Source organism: Rhizobium rhizogenes NBRC 13257 (assembly GCF_000696095.1).
GTDB lineage: Bacteria > Pseudomonadota > Alphaproteobacteria > Rhizobiales > Rhizobiaceae > Rhizobium > Rhizobium rhizogenes.
Window position 1 is genome coordinate 196617 of the sequence record NZ_BAYX01000007.1, and the last position, 15823, is coordinate 212439.

General features: G+C 59.5%; 15 protein-coding genes and 1 tRNA gene. 6 read left to right on the top strand and 10 right to left on the bottom strand.

Annotated features, from left to right (window positions below):
• Positions 1–5: 5 nt before the first annotated feature.
• Together RRH01S_RS17270 and RRH01S_RS17275 are read right to left on the bottom strand one after the other, a co-directional pair.
• Positions 6–701: a DNA-3-methyladenine glycosylase I gene (locus RRH01S_RS17270; protein WP_042473281.1), complete on the bottom strand. Its 696-nt coding sequence runs from the start codon at positions 699–701 to the stop codon at positions 6–8.
• Between the two features lie 121 nt (positions 702–822).
• A complete protein-coding gene (locus tag RRH01S_RS17275) occupies positions 823–2025 on the bottom strand; it encodes a multidrug effflux MFS transporter (RefSeq protein ID WP_012652203.1) in 1203 nt (400 codons plus the stop codon).
• Positions 2026–2248: 223 nt separating this feature from the next.
• Here RRH01S_RS17275 and RRH01S_RS17280 point away from each other — a divergent pair, with 223 nt between their 5' ends.
• From RRH01S_RS17280 to RRH01S_RS17300, 5 genes are all read left to right on the top strand, one after another.
• The gene (locus tag RRH01S_RS17280) at positions 2249–2917 is read left to right on the top strand and encodes a TetR/AcrR family transcriptional regulator (protein WP_012652204.1); all 669 of its coding nucleotides are present in this window, start codon (positions 2249–2251) and stop codon (positions 2915–2917) included.
• Between the two features lie 141 nt (positions 2918–3058).
• Positions 3059–3319 (top strand): DUF982 domain-containing protein, encoded by a 261-nt coding sequence (locus tag RRH01S_RS17285; protein ID WP_007703267.1) that lies wholly within the window; start codon positions 3059–3061, stop codon positions 3317–3319.
• Between the two features lie 283 nt (positions 3320–3602).
• Positions 3603–3902 (top strand): hypothetical protein, encoded by a 300-nt coding sequence (locus RRH01S_RS33515; RefSeq protein ID WP_080515863.1) that lies wholly within the window; start codon positions 3603–3605, stop codon positions 3900–3902.
• Positions 3903–4895: 993 nt separating this feature from the next.
• Positions 4896–5984 carry a porin gene (locus tag RRH01S_RS17295; protein WP_034517647.1) on the top strand — a complete coding sequence of 363 codons (1089 nt, stop codon included), beginning with the start codon at positions 4896–4898 and terminating at the stop codon, positions 5982–5984.
• 295 nt (positions 5985–6279) lie between these two features.
• Positions 6280–7233: a glycosyltransferase family 92 protein gene (locus RRH01S_RS17300; protein ID WP_034517646.1), complete on the top strand. Its 954-nt coding sequence runs from the start codon at positions 6280–6282 to the stop codon at positions 7231–7233.
• Positions 7234–7429: 196 nt separating this feature from the next.
• Here the strand turns inward: RRH01S_RS17300 and RRH01S_RS17310 are convergent.
• From RRH01S_RS17310 to RRH01S_RS17345, 8 genes are all read right to left on the bottom strand, one after another.
• Positions 7430–7506: transfer RNA gene (locus RRH01S_RS17310), tRNA-Met, on the bottom strand.
• Between the two features lie 164 nt (positions 7507–7670).
• On the bottom strand, positions 7671–8870 hold the full coding sequence (gene mnmA / locus RRH01S_RS17315; protein WP_012652237.1) for a tRNA 2-thiouridine(34) synthase MnmA: 1200 nt from the start codon (positions 8868–8870) through the stop codon (positions 7671–7673).
• A gap of 190 nt (positions 8871–9060) precedes the next feature.
• Positions 9061–9711: a CDP-alcohol phosphatidyltransferase family protein gene (locus RRH01S_RS17320; RefSeq protein ID WP_034517641.1), complete on the bottom strand. Its 651-nt coding sequence runs from the start codon at positions 9709–9711 to the stop codon at positions 9061–9063.
• Between the two features lie 3 nt (positions 9712–9714).
• Positions 9715–10101 carry a hypothetical protein gene (locus tag RRH01S_RS17325; protein WP_012652239.1) on the bottom strand — a complete coding sequence of 129 codons (387 nt, stop codon included), beginning with the start codon at positions 10099–10101 and terminating at the stop codon, positions 9715–9717.
• The gene (locus RRH01S_RS17330; protein WP_007703294.1) at positions 10098–11048 is read right to left on the bottom strand and encodes a phosphatidate cytidylyltransferase; all 951 of its coding nucleotides are present in this window, start codon (positions 11046–11048) and stop codon (positions 10098–10100) included. Before RRH01S_RS17330 ends, RRH01S_RS17325 begins: the two co-directional genes overlap by 4 nt.
• Positions 11045–11734 (bottom strand): lysophospholipid acyltransferase family protein, encoded by a 690-nt coding sequence (locus tag RRH01S_RS17335; protein WP_042473289.1) that lies wholly within the window; start codon positions 11732–11734, stop codon positions 11045–11047. Before RRH01S_RS17335 ends, RRH01S_RS17330 begins: the two co-directional genes overlap by 4 nt.
• A gap of 135 nt (positions 11735–11869) precedes the next feature.
• Positions 11870–13465: a phosphoglycerate dehydrogenase gene (serA, locus tag RRH01S_RS17340; protein WP_012652241.1), complete on the bottom strand. Its 1596-nt coding sequence runs from the start codon at positions 13463–13465 to the stop codon at positions 11870–11872.
• A gap of 146 nt (positions 13466–13611) precedes the next feature.
• A complete protein-coding gene (locus RRH01S_RS17345; RefSeq protein WP_012652242.1) occupies positions 13612–14790 on the bottom strand; it encodes a phosphoserine transaminase in 1179 nt (392 codons plus the stop codon).
• Positions 14791–15070: 280 nt separating this feature from the next.
• Between RRH01S_RS17345 and RRH01S_RS17350 the strand changes: the two genes are divergently transcribed.
• On the top strand, positions 15071–15823 hold the full coding sequence (locus RRH01S_RS17350) for a glycosyltransferase family 25 protein (protein ID WP_012652243.1): 753 nt from the start codon (positions 15071–15073) through the stop codon (positions 15821–15823).

Genomic DNA, 15823 nt, shown 5'->3' on the forward strand with positions numbered 1-15823 from the left:
ATCAATCAGTCCTCCGCCTCTTCCCCCGGCATTCCGACGGAGAAGGCGCAGATGCGCGAGAGGTAGGTTTGCGGCAGGCCGGTTTCGGCGCCCCAGGCATTGAACTGGTCCTGGATCAGGCGCAGATCCTTTTTGCCCGGCTTGGTCTCCGAGATCGGCAGACCGGAGAGGCGCAGGCAAACGAGCACGTCATGGCTCATCACGAAACTGTCGCGGCCGATAGCGCGCAGGAAATATTGACCACTCATGCCGCCGAGCCGATCTGCACGCTTATCGAGAATGGCAAGCAGGCCGATGTGATCCTCCACCGGCCAGTCCGCGAAGAAGCGCCCGGCGCTGCCATGCTCCTCGGCAAGCTGACGAATGAAGTGCGCGTTGGCCCTGACCGACATGATCTTCGCGCCATTGCGCACCACGCGCTTATCGGAGGTCAGGTCGTGCCAGTAATCATCGGGCGCGAAATTGAGAAAGGCGGGATCGAAGCCGGAAAAGGCCGCTTCGAAACCCGGCCATTTGGAATCGATGACATTGCGAACGAAGCCGGCATAGAAGACATAGCGCGTCATATCCGACAGCAGCCGATCGTCCGGCATGACGCGCAAGGCTCCATGATCCGGCGCCTTGGGCATAAGCGCCTTCAGCCCTTCGGCCCCACCCTTGCGCTTCTCCGCCCGCTCCAGAATCTCCGCGAAGCTACCCATCCACCTCTCTCCCTTTTGGGTTCGAAGTCTTCATGATCTTGGCCCACTCCGCAAGATACGAGTGCCGGAATCGAAAAGGCCGGAGCAATGCCCCGGCCTCTTTCTTCTCCCTGTAAAGGCGTTATTCCGCGGCGGCTTCCACCACCGGCCGGCGCGCGATCGTCGCCTGTGTCAGCAGCAGGGCTGCGACGGCGCAGAGTGCGATACCGGCAACCATGGGCAAGGCAGTGCCATCGAAGAATACGGCCGCAATGATCATGGCGATGGCGGCCGTGACAAATTGCAGTGTGCCCATCAGCGCCGAGGCCGTGCCAGCAATTGCGCCGTGATCCTCGAGCGCCAGCACCGCCGTCGTCGGGATGACCAGGCCGAGGAAGCCGTAGCCGACGAAGAGGAACACGACCAGGACCGGCAACTGATTGAAGCCAAGACTCATGACGATGGCAAGCAGCGCCATCGTGGTGGCAAAGCCGGTGACGGCGATCCGCATCACCCGCACTAGGCCGAAACGCTCACCGAGCCAACCGGTGAGCTGCGACACGGCGAAGAAGGAGACGGCATTGACCGAGAAGGCAAAGCTATATTCCGTCGGCGTCAGGCCGTAATGGTCGATCAGGATGAACGGCGAATTGGCGAGATAGACCAGGAAGCTCGAAATGCCGAGGCCACCAATGAAAGTCAGCGTCAGGAAATTGCGGTCACCGAGCAGCAGGCGATAGGCCGCCATGGCGCTGCCCAGGCCGCTTTCAGAACGCTCCGCCTTCGTCCGGGTCTCCTCAAGCTGCGTCGACAGCAGGATGAGGCCGATGATGGCCGCAATCGTCACGGCCCAGAACACGCCGCGCCAGCCATAGAAGGCGATGACGGCGCTGCCGGTCAGCGGTGCAAGAATCGGCGAGATGCTGAACACCAGCATCAGCAGCGACATCAGTCGCGCCGCCTGAACGCCGGTGTGCATGTCGCGCACGATGGCGCGCGGCACCACCATGCCGGCCGCACCGCCGATGCCCTGCAGGAAGCGGAAGGCGATCAGCGTCTCGATATTGCTGGCCGTGGCAGCGCCGACGCTTGCCACCGCAAACAGGCCGATGCCGATATAAAGCGGCGCCTTGCGGCCCCACATGTCCGACAATGGCCCATAGAGAAGCTGAAAGATGGCGAAGGGAATGAAGAAGAATAGCAGGCTGAGCTGAACGACATTGTTCTCCGCGGCAAGATCCTTGCCGATCGACGGCAGCGCGGGGAGATACATGTCGATCGCAAAGGGACCGATGGCCGACAGCAGGCCGAGGATGATCGCATAGCGAAGGAAAGACGTCGTCATGATGATGATCTTTCAGAAAGTTTCGAGCGCGAAAGCCGGATTGCCGTCGCGCCGCATCTCCCTTGAGGGGAATTCAAATCTAGGTGGTCACCGGAACGCCACACGGCCTTGGGAGGAAAACGCGGGTTCCGAATTGCGCTTAACAGTCTCGTCCATTTTTTTGGACACAGATGTCAAATTAGACACTATTGTCCAAATCGTCAATACGCATTATCTTCAACCCATGAACAGCCGAAACGCCGCCGCCTTGCAGACAAGAACTGCAAGACCAGCCCAATGCCTGAAACGTGTCCCCATCCTCGATGCCGCGGCCGACGTCTTCTGCCGCGAGGGATTTTCGGGCGCGAGCATTGACGAGATCGCGGCGCAGGCCTGCGTCTCCCGCCAGACCATCTACAATCACTACCGTGAAAAAGAGACGCTGTTCATCGCCGTCATCGCCGACGTGACCGCGCGGGCCAATACCGCCATATTCGCCGCACTGGCCGCTTTTCCCGACAAGCCGCAGAACCTGCGGGAAGATCTGGCCGCCTTCGCCATCAATCTGAACCGTAATTGCCTCTATAATCAAGACGGAAAATTCCTGCGTAAGCTCGTCCAGTCCGAAGGCCCCCGCTACCCGCACCTCTTCGAAGCCTGGCGTGAGCACGGCCCCTGCAAAATTGGCACGGCAATCGGCGCCATCTTCGCCCGCCTCCATCATCAGGGCCTGCTCCATGTCCCTGACTGTGACATTGCCGCCCGGCAATTCACCGCGCTGATCAATGCCGACCTGCAGATGACGACACTCTTCGGCGAAACGCCAACCGAGGCGGACATCGAGATATCAGCCCAACAGGGCGTGGATATGTTCCTGCGAGGCTATGGAGTTCAAGCGAAAGCCCTCGCCTGAAACCTGCCTCATGTCTTTCCTGGAGCTATTTTAACGATGGCTTCAGTACCTTCGATGCGCAACAAACATTACTTCGAAATTTACTTGTGCCTTTGCATGCCAAGGCGCTAACGTGCGCGACATGGGTCGGAGCTTCGAAAAATGAGCAATAGACGTTGGAATTACCCCGTGCAGGTGATCTGCACACGCACCGGGACAACCTACACCGTCAGCACCACGAAAGAAGCATTGGACATGCTGCTGAATGCATGGCCGGTCGCCGAAGGCAAGGCGTTCCTGCGCGCCATGCTCGTCTGCGCCGACGTTGAAAGCGGGCTGAGGCAGCCGCTCGAAGCCCGCAGCAGCTTCATCGCCGCCGCCATGGAAGCCGGTGTTCCGATCGAGACCGTGATGGCCGACTAGGCCACTGGCGTCTCTTGCGCCATGTCCATCCGCAAAGCCCTTTCATTCCGATCGGATGCCCTTCAGCCAGGCTTCAGCTTATGGTGGTAGACCTTTGTCGTGCGGACGAGATCGCCGCCCCCCAAAAAAGCTCGTTCGCACTCGAGCCAGTGCCTGGCCTCCCGGCTCTGCCTTTCCCTCGGAAGGCAGAGCCGATTTCTTGAGGCGAATTGAATGCTCGGCAACCATTCATCCCCCGTTCAGCCCCTTGGTTTCAGGATGAAGAGGATGAAGGAGGTTCATCATGAAAATCTTTAAAACTCTACTTGCTGCAATCCTTGGTATCGGCCTGCTTATCGGCGCCGGTGCGGCGTCGGCTACGCCGATGATGAATATGACGAAGCCGGAAGTTCAATCGTCCGTCCAGACGGTCGACTATCGTCATCATCGCCATCATCGTAATTGGCACGGTCAACGCCATCACAGGCATCACTGGAAATCGCATCGCAGCCACCGGAGCCACTACTGGCGCGGTCATCACCGCGGCTGGCACAAGCATCACCGGCCCCATCGGCATCATCGGCACCACTACTATCGAGCCTGAAACCAGCTCCCGACACAGCTTAATGTCGGCGTGAAATGGCAGCGCTCCACCGGGCGCTGCCTCCAAAAATGTGTTGCGCGTTTATCGACGCCCTGAGTTTATCAGGAACGCGTCCTCACAACGCCGTAGGTAATATTCGAAACCCAATAAATCACCACACCAGCGGCCTCGGTCACTCACAAGAACCGGCTCGATCAATCGCCTTAAAAGCTGGATCTGGGTTGATGGCCGCGCGCCTGAAGGTGGCGGCTCGTTCCGCTCTCTTCATCCATGGATGCCCGTCCCACCCATCAATGGAAATATCGCTCGGGGCATGCCAATGATCGTCTCAAGACATGTGGCTTGCCGGAGCGTGAGCTTGCTCTCGATGCCTGGAAATGAAAGCCTTGATCGCTGGCGCAGCCTCACCTTTCCTATAGGCGATGGCGACGCCCGATGTCGTTGTTAGCCCTTCAAGTGGCCGGTGGCCAATGTGCGGCAGGGCAGCGACGCACATCGGCGTTCCCGTCATGCTTGCCTGGAGGGAGGCCGGCCTCGATTAGCGCGATTTCCATGGGAACAGATGCGCTTGATTCTTGCCGCAACGAACCAAACCCTGCATTCATCCTTCAAAATTTGCGCTGCCAAATGTGGCATTCGCCAGGCGGAAAGCAGATGCCCTTTTGGTGAACATACATCCACCAAAAGGAAAAGCGCGAATCATCGCAATAAATGTCCAAACCAAGACATACGTTTCTCAACTTTTCTTGAACTATAATGAAGTTTAAACCACGAAACAATACATTGAATATCGAGATATTTTGGCAACACACCCTTGAATCACTTCAATTAACTAAGTCGTTGCTTGGTAAATATTCGAAACTCCAAAAGTTTTCACAGCTAGATATAGCGCGGAAGCCAATCAGCTTTCAGCCGGAAACCATAAAGCTAGCACGAGGCATCGCCAGGTCGCTTCGCGATGTCCCTAGGTAGCCAAAACCAAATGGAGCCAGAATGAATATCAAGAGCCTTATGCTCAGCTCTGCAGCCGCTCTCATCGTCGCATCGCAAGCCAGCGCTGCCGATGCCGTTGTCGCAGCCGAGCCGGAGCCGCTGGAATATGTAAAAATATGCGACGCATATGGCGCCGGATACTTCTTTATCCCCGGCAGTGAGACGTGCCTGAAGATCGGCGGCAAGGTTCGCACCGAAGGTGAATGGGGCAATGCCTACAATCCGAGCAGCAAAAACGGAACGCTCTGGCATACGCGTGCAGAGCTGCAGCTGCAGACCGCGACCGACACCGAATACGGTCCGCTGAAGACCAACACCGAACTGCGTTGGGATTGGCAGGAAGGTGCTTCGACGACAACCAACTTGCTGCACGCCAGCATCAGCCTCGGTGGCTTCACCGTCGGCAAGGAAGATTCGCAGTACAACGTCTTCACCGGTTATGCCGGCGACGTCATCAACGACGACGTCGTCTATGACGGCCCGTACGAACTCAACCAGTTGACCTACAACTATGACGCCGGCAACGGCTTCACGGCCGTGATCTCGCTCGAAGACACCAATTCATCCGATGATGCGAGCAGCTACGACGGCGCCTGGGTCACCTCGGAATCCAATCACTATGCTCCGAACGTCGTTGCCGGTGCCGGTTACAAGGCTGGCGCATGGGGCTTCAAGGTCGTCGGTGGTTATGACTCCATCGTCGAGGAAGGCGCGGTCAAGGCTCGCGTCGATGCCGATTTCGGCGTTTTCTCGGCCTTCGTCATGGGCGGCTACAACACGGACGGCAGCAAGCTGAACCAGTATGCCGGCTCGAACAACGATGAATCGACTTGCCCGACCAACCAGGGCTACCTTTGCGGCTGGGGCGACTGGGCAGTCTGGGGCGGCGCAAGCGTTCCGATCAACGAAAAGCTGAAGTGGAACTTCCAGGTCGCCTACACCGACTCGAAGATCTTCGCCGCGACCACGAACGTCAAGTTCAACCCGGTTAAGAACCTCCTGATCGAGCCGGAAGTTTCCTACACCAACTGGGATTCGGTCAACGAAGACCAGTGGGCCGGCATCCTCCGCTTCGAACGCAGCTTTTGATCTGATCTGAATTTGACCTCCGATCAGTGACAGGAAGGTCCGGCTTCCCCTGCCGGGCCTTCTTCTGGCTAATTTTCGAGCCAGCCAAACGGATCAGCGACGCCAGATCAGCGGCAGCGATGGGCGGGGTACGATCACCCGCGCGTGACGTCCGCCACCCGAAGTCCAATGAATTCATCGCCCCTGGATGGCGATCATAGTGCTAACGCCTGCCAAACCGAGCGGGTGAACAGATTTTCGATCTCTTGCGGCTGGATTCGGTTTCGGTTGGGCTGCTTCGACAGTGGGAACATCAATGCGGTGGTTCGGACGCGGAAAGTCATCAATCAAAAAACTCGCAATACAGCCGCCGGCGCCGCTTCCTGAAAGGCACGGTATCGCCATCGTGGTGTGCGTGAAGGACGAGGGAGCCTATATCGGCGAATGGGTTCGCTTTCACCAGGCTGTTGGTATACGCCATTTCATCCTCTACGATAACGGTTCAGCGGATGACACCTGCACGATCTTGCGACAGATCCTCACGCCGGACGCCCTGACAATCGTGCCCTGGGCGGGACGGATGACCTATGGTGAGGACGAACGCTTCCTCGATTGCCAAGTGGTTGCCTTCGCCCACGCAATTCTCAACTTCGGCAGCGCATTTCGGCGCATGGCTTTCATCGACGCCGACGAGTTCCTCCTCCCGAAAAAAGGCACGACGGTCGAGGAGGCGCTCGTCGCCACCCAGAATTTCCCCAATATATCTCTGCCCTGGCATATGTTCGGCACCAGCGGCCACAAGACAAAGCCGGAAAGACCCGTCCTGTTGAGCTACACTAGGCGCAGCGCCGATCCACTGAGCCGCAAAGAGCATTCTACCAATTTCAAATGCATCGTCGATCCGTGCGAGGTCGTCGAAGTCAGCATCCACCAGTTCAAGACACGCGAATTTGGGGATCTGACGGTAAACGATGGCGGGCATCGCTTTACGCGCAGAGGCCGCAAATCAGCCGCCTTCTATTCAAACCTGTTCCTGCAGCTCAACCATTATTACAGCAAATCCGAAGAGGAACTGCAGGCGAAAATTCAACGGGGCTCGAACTTTGCGACTTCGCACCAGAAGCTTGAAGCGAAGGTGCGAACAACGATTGCGAATATGGAGGCTGACGAGATCGAAGATCACGCCATGGAGGACTTCGTGATCCGCAACGCCATTGAACTTACGGATGACGACCGCAGTCAGGACCGCGCTGTGGCTCACTCCCGGTGAGCCTCGTTGGTATGCAAGGCATCCTGTCCGCAAATTCAGCCATGCGGCTATAGAGCAAAGGCGATCCACTGATGGAGTTCGGTCTTGGCTCTCCGTCCAATCATCGTTTGGAAACAATCAATCAGATTGCCGGCCTCGATCAAGGCAGGAACACAGGCCTCTATGGCCATGATCGTAATTATGTCAGCTTTTTGAATGGTAGCGGAGGAGGGATTTGAACCCCCGACACAAGGATTATGATTCCTCTGCTCTGACCTACTGAGCTACTCCGCCACATCTGCGCATAGTCATTACTTATGCACAAGGGCCAAACGAAACCGCCGCTCGAGGAGCATTGGCTCGTCGGTTGAGCGGCTTATAAGGTGCGGTTCGGCTTTATGTCAAGCGGATGATTTGGAAAAATCAACGCTTTCCCCTGCCCCGGTCGTCAGCTGCCTTCAAGCCGCAACCGGGCTTGCCAGCAATGCCTTCAGCGACGCCTCAGCCATCGGCTCGCGCTCGGAACGTTCGATGAAGCCGCCGCCATAGACGCGGGCGTCGTCGCCGGGGGCGGAATAGAGGGCGCAGGCCTGGCCGGGCGCGACGCCGGCTTCGCCGATCGTCAGGTCGACATAGATGCCGTCCTTGTCGGCGCGCAGCACGGCGGGCTCCGGCGGCCGGGTGGAGCGGACCTTGGCGTAGCAGGCAAAGCCTTCACCGGAGGCGGCTTCCAGCAGCGGTTCGTCGCCGAGCCAGTTGACGTCGCGCAGATAGACGCGGTGCGTTTCCAGCGCTTCCTTCGGGCCGACAATGACGCGGCGCGAGCGGGCGTCGAGAAAGACCACATAGAGCGGATCGCCGGTGGCGACACCGATGCCGCGGCGCTGGCCGATCGTATAATGCAGGATGCCTTCATGCCGGCCGAGCACGCGGCCATCGAGATGGACGATCTCGCCGGCAAGCGCCGCATTCGGCTTCAGCTTGGCGATGACATCGGAATATTTGCCCTGCGGCACGAAACAGATGTCCTGGCTGTCGGCCTTCTTGGCGACGACAAGGCCCATCTCTTCCGCAAGCGCGCGTGTCTCCGCCTTCGGCATGCCACCGAGCGGAAAGCGCAGATAGTCGATCTGTTCCTGCGTCGTCGCAAACAGAAAATAGCTCTGGTCGCGATCGGCATCGGCAGGGCGATAGAGCGCGCGGCGGCCGGGATGATCCGCAGACGGATTCGGACGCGAGCGGATATAGTGGCCGGTCGCCAGCGCATCGGCGCCGAGTTCCTTGGCCGTTGCCAGCAGATCGGCGAACTTGACGGTCTGATTACAGGAGACGCAAGGGATCGGCGTCTCGCCGGCGACATAGCTTTCGGCGAAGGGATTGATCACCGTCTCGCGGAAACGCTTCTCGTAGTCGAGTACATAATGCGGAATGCCGATCGTCTCGCAGACACGGCGGGCATCGTCGATATCCTGACCGGCGCAGCACGAGCCGGCGCGATGGACGGCGGCACCGTGATCGTAAAGCTGCAGCGTTATGCCGAGCACATCATAGCCCTGGCGCTTCAAAATGCCGGCAACGACCGAGCTATCGACGCCGCCCGACATGGCGACGACGACGCGGGTGTCTTCCGGCTTCTTGTCAAAATCCAGTGTGTTCACGGTCTTGCCGCCAATCTCAGTCGATCTTCGGTGCTGTCTTCTTTCCACCGGTTGCCATGCAAAAGCGGCGGATTTTTATCATCTGGGGGCACACGGCGGCTTTAACCGCCCGGCCTCAATCGATCAGGGATATAGAAAGGATTACCGCCGGACGCAAGGGGCGGCGAATCAAGCCGACCGCGAGCGACGCTCAATGCTTCGCCTTCAGCTGCCGAACGAGGTTCAGCCCGCGCCGCAGCGCCGTCACCGCAGCCCCGACTGCGACGATCCAGAGTGCGATGGTCAGCACCCAGCTGCCGCCGGTCCAGAGCACTTCGAGAATGGAAAGCAGTGCTGCGGCCGTGATTGTCGCCATACGATGCTGCTTGGCCATCGGCCCACCGAAATCGCTGGGATTGCCGGTGGCGCGGCCGAGCTCGCGGACATAGGCGGTGAGAACGGCAAAGGCGGCAGCAGCCCAGCCAAGGCCGGGCGTGGCGATACCATAACCGAGACCGGCAAAGATCAGGATATCGGCGACGCGGTCCGGGAATTCATTCCAGAACGGCCCATCCGCCTCACCCTTGCCGCCCTCGACGGCGACCATGCCATCAAGCAAATTGCACAGCAGTCGAAGCTGGCAGAAGAGCGCCGCAAGGATCAGAAACAGGACGCGCAACCCGACATCCTCCTGCCCCGACAACCAGAACGAACCGCCCGCCAACGCCGCCATGACCATGCTCGCCTGCGATATCTGGTTCGGTGTCACCGACAGCGCGGTCATCCACCGCGCTAATCCCTGCGCCCAGCGCGTGTTGCGGCTTGCCAATGGCCGCCTGTCGCCCGTCCCTTCGCCGACCATGATTTAACGCCTCCTGCCGGAAATCGAATAATTATAGATCGCCGCATAGCTGGTCGACACCAGCAGCGGCACTGCGATAGTCTTCAAGATCTCCGGCGTGCCGCTGAGCGTATGGATCGTCACCAGTATGCCGGTGGAGCCAAGGCAGGCGATCAAGGGTGGCGCCCAGAGAGCGGCAAGACCACGGAACCGTCTCGACAGCGCCTCGATCACCGATTTGAGGAATAGCGTCAGGCAGGCCGAAAGAATGCCCTGGACAAGACCTGCGATTACGGGCCGCGGCATCGGATGCATCCGGTTGGCAAAAACGGCCCAGCCGCCCATGGCGACGAAAGCGAAAAGCACATGCACGGCGCTACTGCCGGCAAGCGCCCTCACCCGCCCGGTCATGACGCCACCCACCAATAGCGGACAAGATGAAAGAAGATTGGCGCGGAGAAGACGACGGAATCCAGACGGTCGATCAACCCGCCATGGCCTTCGATCAGGTGGCCCCAATCCTTGACGCCGCGATCGCGCTTGATCGCCGACATCACCAGGCCGCCGAAGAAGCCCATAATGGTAATGACGAAGGCAAGCAGCCCCGCTTGCAGCGGGGTAAATGGCGTGATCCACCAGAGCGCCGCGCCGATCAGCGTCGCGCTGGCGACGCCGCCGACAAAGCCTTCCACCGTTTTCGACGGCGACAGTTTCGGCGCGATCTTGTGGCGCCCGAACAACTTGCCCCAGACATATTGCAGCACATCGCTGAGCTGCACGACGATGACGAGGAAGGCGATCAGAAGGACGTTGCGGCCTTCATAGCCGGGAATATGCAAGGTCAACAGCGCCGGCACATGCGAGGCGCAGAAAACGCAGATCATCAGCGCCCATTGCACTTCGGCGATGCGGATCAGGAAGCGCTCGGTGTCGCCGCGCAAGACCGCGATGATCGGCATCAGCAGGAAGGCATAGACCGGGATAAAGATCGCGTAGATGCCGTATTGCTCGGCCCATAGCAGATAATACTGCACCGGCAGAGCGACGAAGAATGCGGCGGCGAGCGCCCAATGGTCGGCACGCCGAGTGCTGATCAGCGTGACGAATTCGCGCAGCGCCGCAAAGGAACAGAAGGCAAAGAGCAGGATGACGCCGGCGCGGCCCGCCAGAAAGGCGAGACCGATCAGGATGACCATCACCCACCAGGCCTTGATGCGGGCATTGAGGTTTTCGATCGCCGCGTTCGATCCATCCGGCGACAGCCGCTGCTGCAACACATAACCGATGACGGACGCGATGATCAGCACGCCGAAAATGCCGAGAACGAGATGGATCAGATCGGAGCTTGCCGCACTCATTCGCCATGCCCCACTTGCTTGGGCGATAAAGCCAGCAGCGCCGATTGCGTCCGTGCCAGAAAGTCCGCCTTCTCCTCGTCCGCGCCGATATGCAGCGCCTCGCCGAAAGTCACCGTGCAGATCAGCGGAATGGGCACGAACTCACCCTTGGGCATGACGCGGTTGAGATTGTTGATCCAGACGGGAATGAGATCGATATCGGGACGAGCCATCGCCAGATGATAAAGCCCGCTCTTGAACGGCTGCAACGGCGCATCCGTCAGGTTTCGCGTACCCTCAGGAAACAGGATAAGCGAGGAACCGGCGTCGATCGCCGCAGCCATCTGCTCGACCGGATCTTCCGTTCGCGCTTCGCGATCGCGCTCGATCAAGACGGCGTTGAAGACGTCGCGGCCGATGAAGCTGTTCAATTTCGACTTCAACCAGTACTCGGCACCAGCGACGGGCCGTGTGCGCTGACGAAGCCGCGGCGGAAGCACGGTCCAGATCAGGATGAAATCGCCGTGACTGGAATGATTGGCGAAATAGACGCATCGGCCGGACGGAACACCACTCTCCGGCCAGATCGCCCTGACTGCGGTAACGGCCCGCGCGAACAGCACGATGGCAACGGATGCCGGTTTCGCAAGCCATTCGACCGGCTTGCCCAGCGTGTCCCCGAAAATGCTGTTTTGCAACTCCCCCATGACAAAGAGATAGGCGTGTTTGAACGGACCCGATAGCCTGATGCGTGGACTTATCCACAGCCGTAGAAGGTAAAGAAAAGCCCGGCACAACTGAGGTTACGCCGGGCTCTTCGGATAGCTCTTGGGAGGAGCGATTTAGTCGACGTTGAACACCAGCGGCTTGGCCTGACGGATCGCCTGATGCGCGGTCAGTTTGCCCAGAACCTCGTCGTTGATCGGGCCATCGACATAGAGCAGCGCGATGGCGTCCCCGCCCTGCTTGTCGCGGCCGAGCTGGAAGTTGGCGATGTTGACGCCGGCGGAACCGAGCGTCGAGCCGATGAAGCCGATCATGCCGGGAACGTCGGTATTGGCGAGATAGACCATGTGGTTGCCGACATCGGCATCGAGATTGATGCCCTTGATCTGGATGAAGCGCGGCTTGCCGTCGGAGAAGACAGTGCCGGCGACCGAGCGGCTCATGCTGTCGGTGGTGACCGTCAGCTTGATGTAGCCGTCATAGACGCCGGTCTTGTCGCGCTTGACTTCGGCAAGGACGATGCCCTTTTCCTTGATCATGATCGGCGCCGAAACCATGTTGACGTCGGCAACCTGGTTGCGGATGAGACCGGCCAGCAGCGCACTCGTCAGCGCCTTGGTGTTCATGCCGGCGGTGACACCATCATAGAGGATCTCGATTTCCTTGATCGGATCGTCCGTCACCTGACCGACGAAGGCACCGAGAACATCGGCAAGCTTGATGAACGGCTTCAGAAGCGGTGCTTCCTCGGCGGTGATCGACGGCATGTTGATGGCATTGGAGACCGCGCCCTTGACCAGATAGTCCGACATCTGCTCGGCCACCTGCAGAGCGACATTTTCCTGCGCTTCCGTGGTCGATGCGCCGAGATGCGGCGTGCAGACAACGTTCGGCAGGCCGAACAGCGGGCTTTCCTTGGCGGGCTCGACCTCGAAGACGTCGAAGGCGGCACCGGCGACATGGCCGGACTTGATGGCGGCGGCAAGCGCTGCCTCATCCACCAGACCGCCGCGGGCGCAGTTGATGATACGAACGCCCGGCTTGATCTTGGCGAGTGCATCGGCGTCGATGATGTTGCGGGTCTTGTCCGTCAGCGGCACATGCAGCGTGATGAAGTCGGCGCGGGCGAACAACTCGTCGAGCTCGACCTTGGTGACGCCCATTTCCTCGGCGCGTTCCTTCGACAGGAACGGGTCATAGGCTACGACATGCATCTTCAGGCCGATGGCGCGGGCAATGACGATCGAGCCGATATTGCCGGCGCCGATGACGCCAAGCGTCTTGCCGGTGATTTCGACACCCATGAACTTCGACTTCTCCCACTTGCCGGCCTGGGTCGAGGCGTCGGCAGACGGAAGTTGGCGGGCAACGGCGAACATCAGGGCAATGGCGTGCTCGGCCGTGGTGATCGAGTTGCCGAAGGGTGTGTTCATGACGATGATACCGCGGCGCGAGGCCGCCGGAATATCGACATTGTCAACGCCGATACCGGCGCGACCAACGACCTTGAGGTTCTTCGCCGCTTCGATGATCTTCTCGGTCACCTTGGTGGCGGAACGGATGGCGAGGCCATCATAATTGCCGATGATTTCGAGCAGCTTGTCCTTGTCCTTGCCAAGCTGCGGCTGAAAATCGACTTCGACGCCACGATCGCGGAAGATCTGAACGGCGGTTTCCGACAGTTCGTCGGATACGAGAACGCGAGGTGCCATGGGAGGCCTCCTGAAAAAGGGTCAGCGATGATGGGCAATTCCAAGAAAAGTGCGAAACGGCTTTCCGTCCGGAATTGCGTGAAAGCAAACAGAGAGTTCGGAATGCTGGGCTCCGCCCTTTTGGCGGAGCCGGGAACGCTTAAACCTCAGGCAGCGGCCTGAGAGAGCGTTGCCTTCTGCGTTTCGAAAGCCCAGGAAAGCCAGGGCATCAGCTTCTGCATGTCGGCCGCTTCGATCGTCGCGCCCGCCCAGATGCGCAGGCCCGACGGCGCGTCGCGATAGTGGCCGACGTCGTAGGCGACGCCTTCCTTTTCGAGAAGAGCGACCAGACCCTTGGCGAAGTTCGCTTGACCGTCTTCGTCGAGAGCGGCGACATCCTTGTCGACGATCTTCAGGCAGACGGAAGTGTTGGACTGCGTCTCAATTTTGTTGGCCAGATTGGCAATCCAGCCGTTGGCAGCGACAAAGTCATGGATGACCTTGGCGTTGGCATCGGCGCGACCGATCAGAGCGTTCAGACCGCCGAGGTCCTTGGCCCAGAGCAGAGCGTCGATATAGTCCTCAACGCATAGCATCGACGGCGTGTTGATCGTCTCGCCGGTGAAGATGCCTTCAATAAGCTTGCCGCCGCTGGTCATGCGGAAGATTTTCGGCAACGGCCAGGCGGGCTGATAGGTGGTCAGACGCTCGACGGCACGCGGCGACAGGATAATGACGCCATGCGCTCCCTCGCCGCCCAGAACCTTCTGCCAGGAGAAGGTGACGACATCGAGCTTGGCGAAGTCGAGGTTCTGCGCGAAAGCGGCCGAGGTGGCGTCGCAGATCGTCAGGCCCTTGCGGTCGGCCGGGATGAAGTCGGCGTTCGGGACGCGGACGCCGGAGGTGGTGCCGTTCCAGGTGAAGACCACGTCGCGGTCGAAATCGACAGCGGAAAGATCGGGCAAATCGCCGTAACCGGCTTCGAGCTTGCGGACGTCCTTGAGCTTCAGCTGCTTGACAACATCGGTGACCCAGCCGGCACCGAAGCTTTCCCAGGCGAGCATGTCGACGCCGCGCTCTCCGAGCAGCGACCAGAGCGCCATTTCTACGGCGCCGGTATCGGAAGCGGGAACGATGCCGATGCGGTAATCCGCAGGCACGTCCAAAATATCACGGGTAAGGTCAATGGCCTGCTTCAGCTTGGCCTTGCCGACTTTCGCACGGTGCGAACGGCCAAGAGGCGCGTCGGAAAGAGCATCGAGCGTCCAACCGGGGCGCTTCGAGCAGGGGCCAGAAGAGAAATGGGTATTGTTCGGACGGAGGTCCGGCTTGGCGAGCTTAGTCATGATGCTATCCTCTCAGATAGAAAGCTCCTCGTTGGGGAGGAGTGTCCCGCCGCCGGATATATTGGAAGCCGAGCTTGGGCGCAATAGGCAAAAAGTGCGGGTGGACAGAGCTTCACGAATTCGTGCAGGAACGTGCTGGCGAAGATGCTGAATTAGCCACACAAAAGCTCGCTTCTTTGCGGACACGCCACCATATGATATGGCGTTTCATGGATTTGCGCCGACCGATGAAGAACAAATGTCCCTAATACATCAAGCCGCATTGTCCGAAAGCCCTCGCATGCCCGCGCAGCCGCTGCCCGTTTACCTCATCAACATTGATCGAGCGACGGACAGATTGGCGGAAGTTCAGCGGCAGAGCGATGAATTCGGCATCAGGATCGAGCGCGTTAACGGCGTCGACGGTGCTCTATTACCGCAGGAGCAATGGGTCGACGTCGATCACGAGCGATTCCAGCGCCGACATGGCAGGGTCATCCTGCCCGGTGAATATGGCTGCTATCGCAGTCACCTTCTGGCGCTCCGGCAATTTCTGGCGGGCGACAGCCAATCGGCCATCATCATCGAGGACGACATAGCACTGGATGGCAACTTCCTCGCCCGCGCTGTCGCGGCGCAAGAGGCAGTACCGAATGCCGAGGTCATCAAGCTCGTCAATCATCGCTGGGGCGGCTTCTATGCCACGGCCCGCAGCCCCAAGGGAGACGTTATCGGCCGCTGCCTCTTCGGCCCGCAGGGCTCGACGGCCTGCTACCTCGTGACGCGCCGCGGCGCGGAAAAGATCGTCAAGTCGCTCGCCGTCATGTCCCTGCCCTGGGATGTCGCCATCGAGCGCGGCTGGGACATGCGGACGTCCATCTTTACGACGCGCGCCAATATCGCCGGCTTCAGCCCGTTGCAGAGAACCACGATGATCGGCTGGCGCCGCGACTATCACGCCGCGAAGTCCACCGCTTTGCGGCGCATCCCGGCGCATCTTTTCCGCACTTTCGATTTCTTCCGCCGCATCGGCTACGTTCTCACGACACCGTAG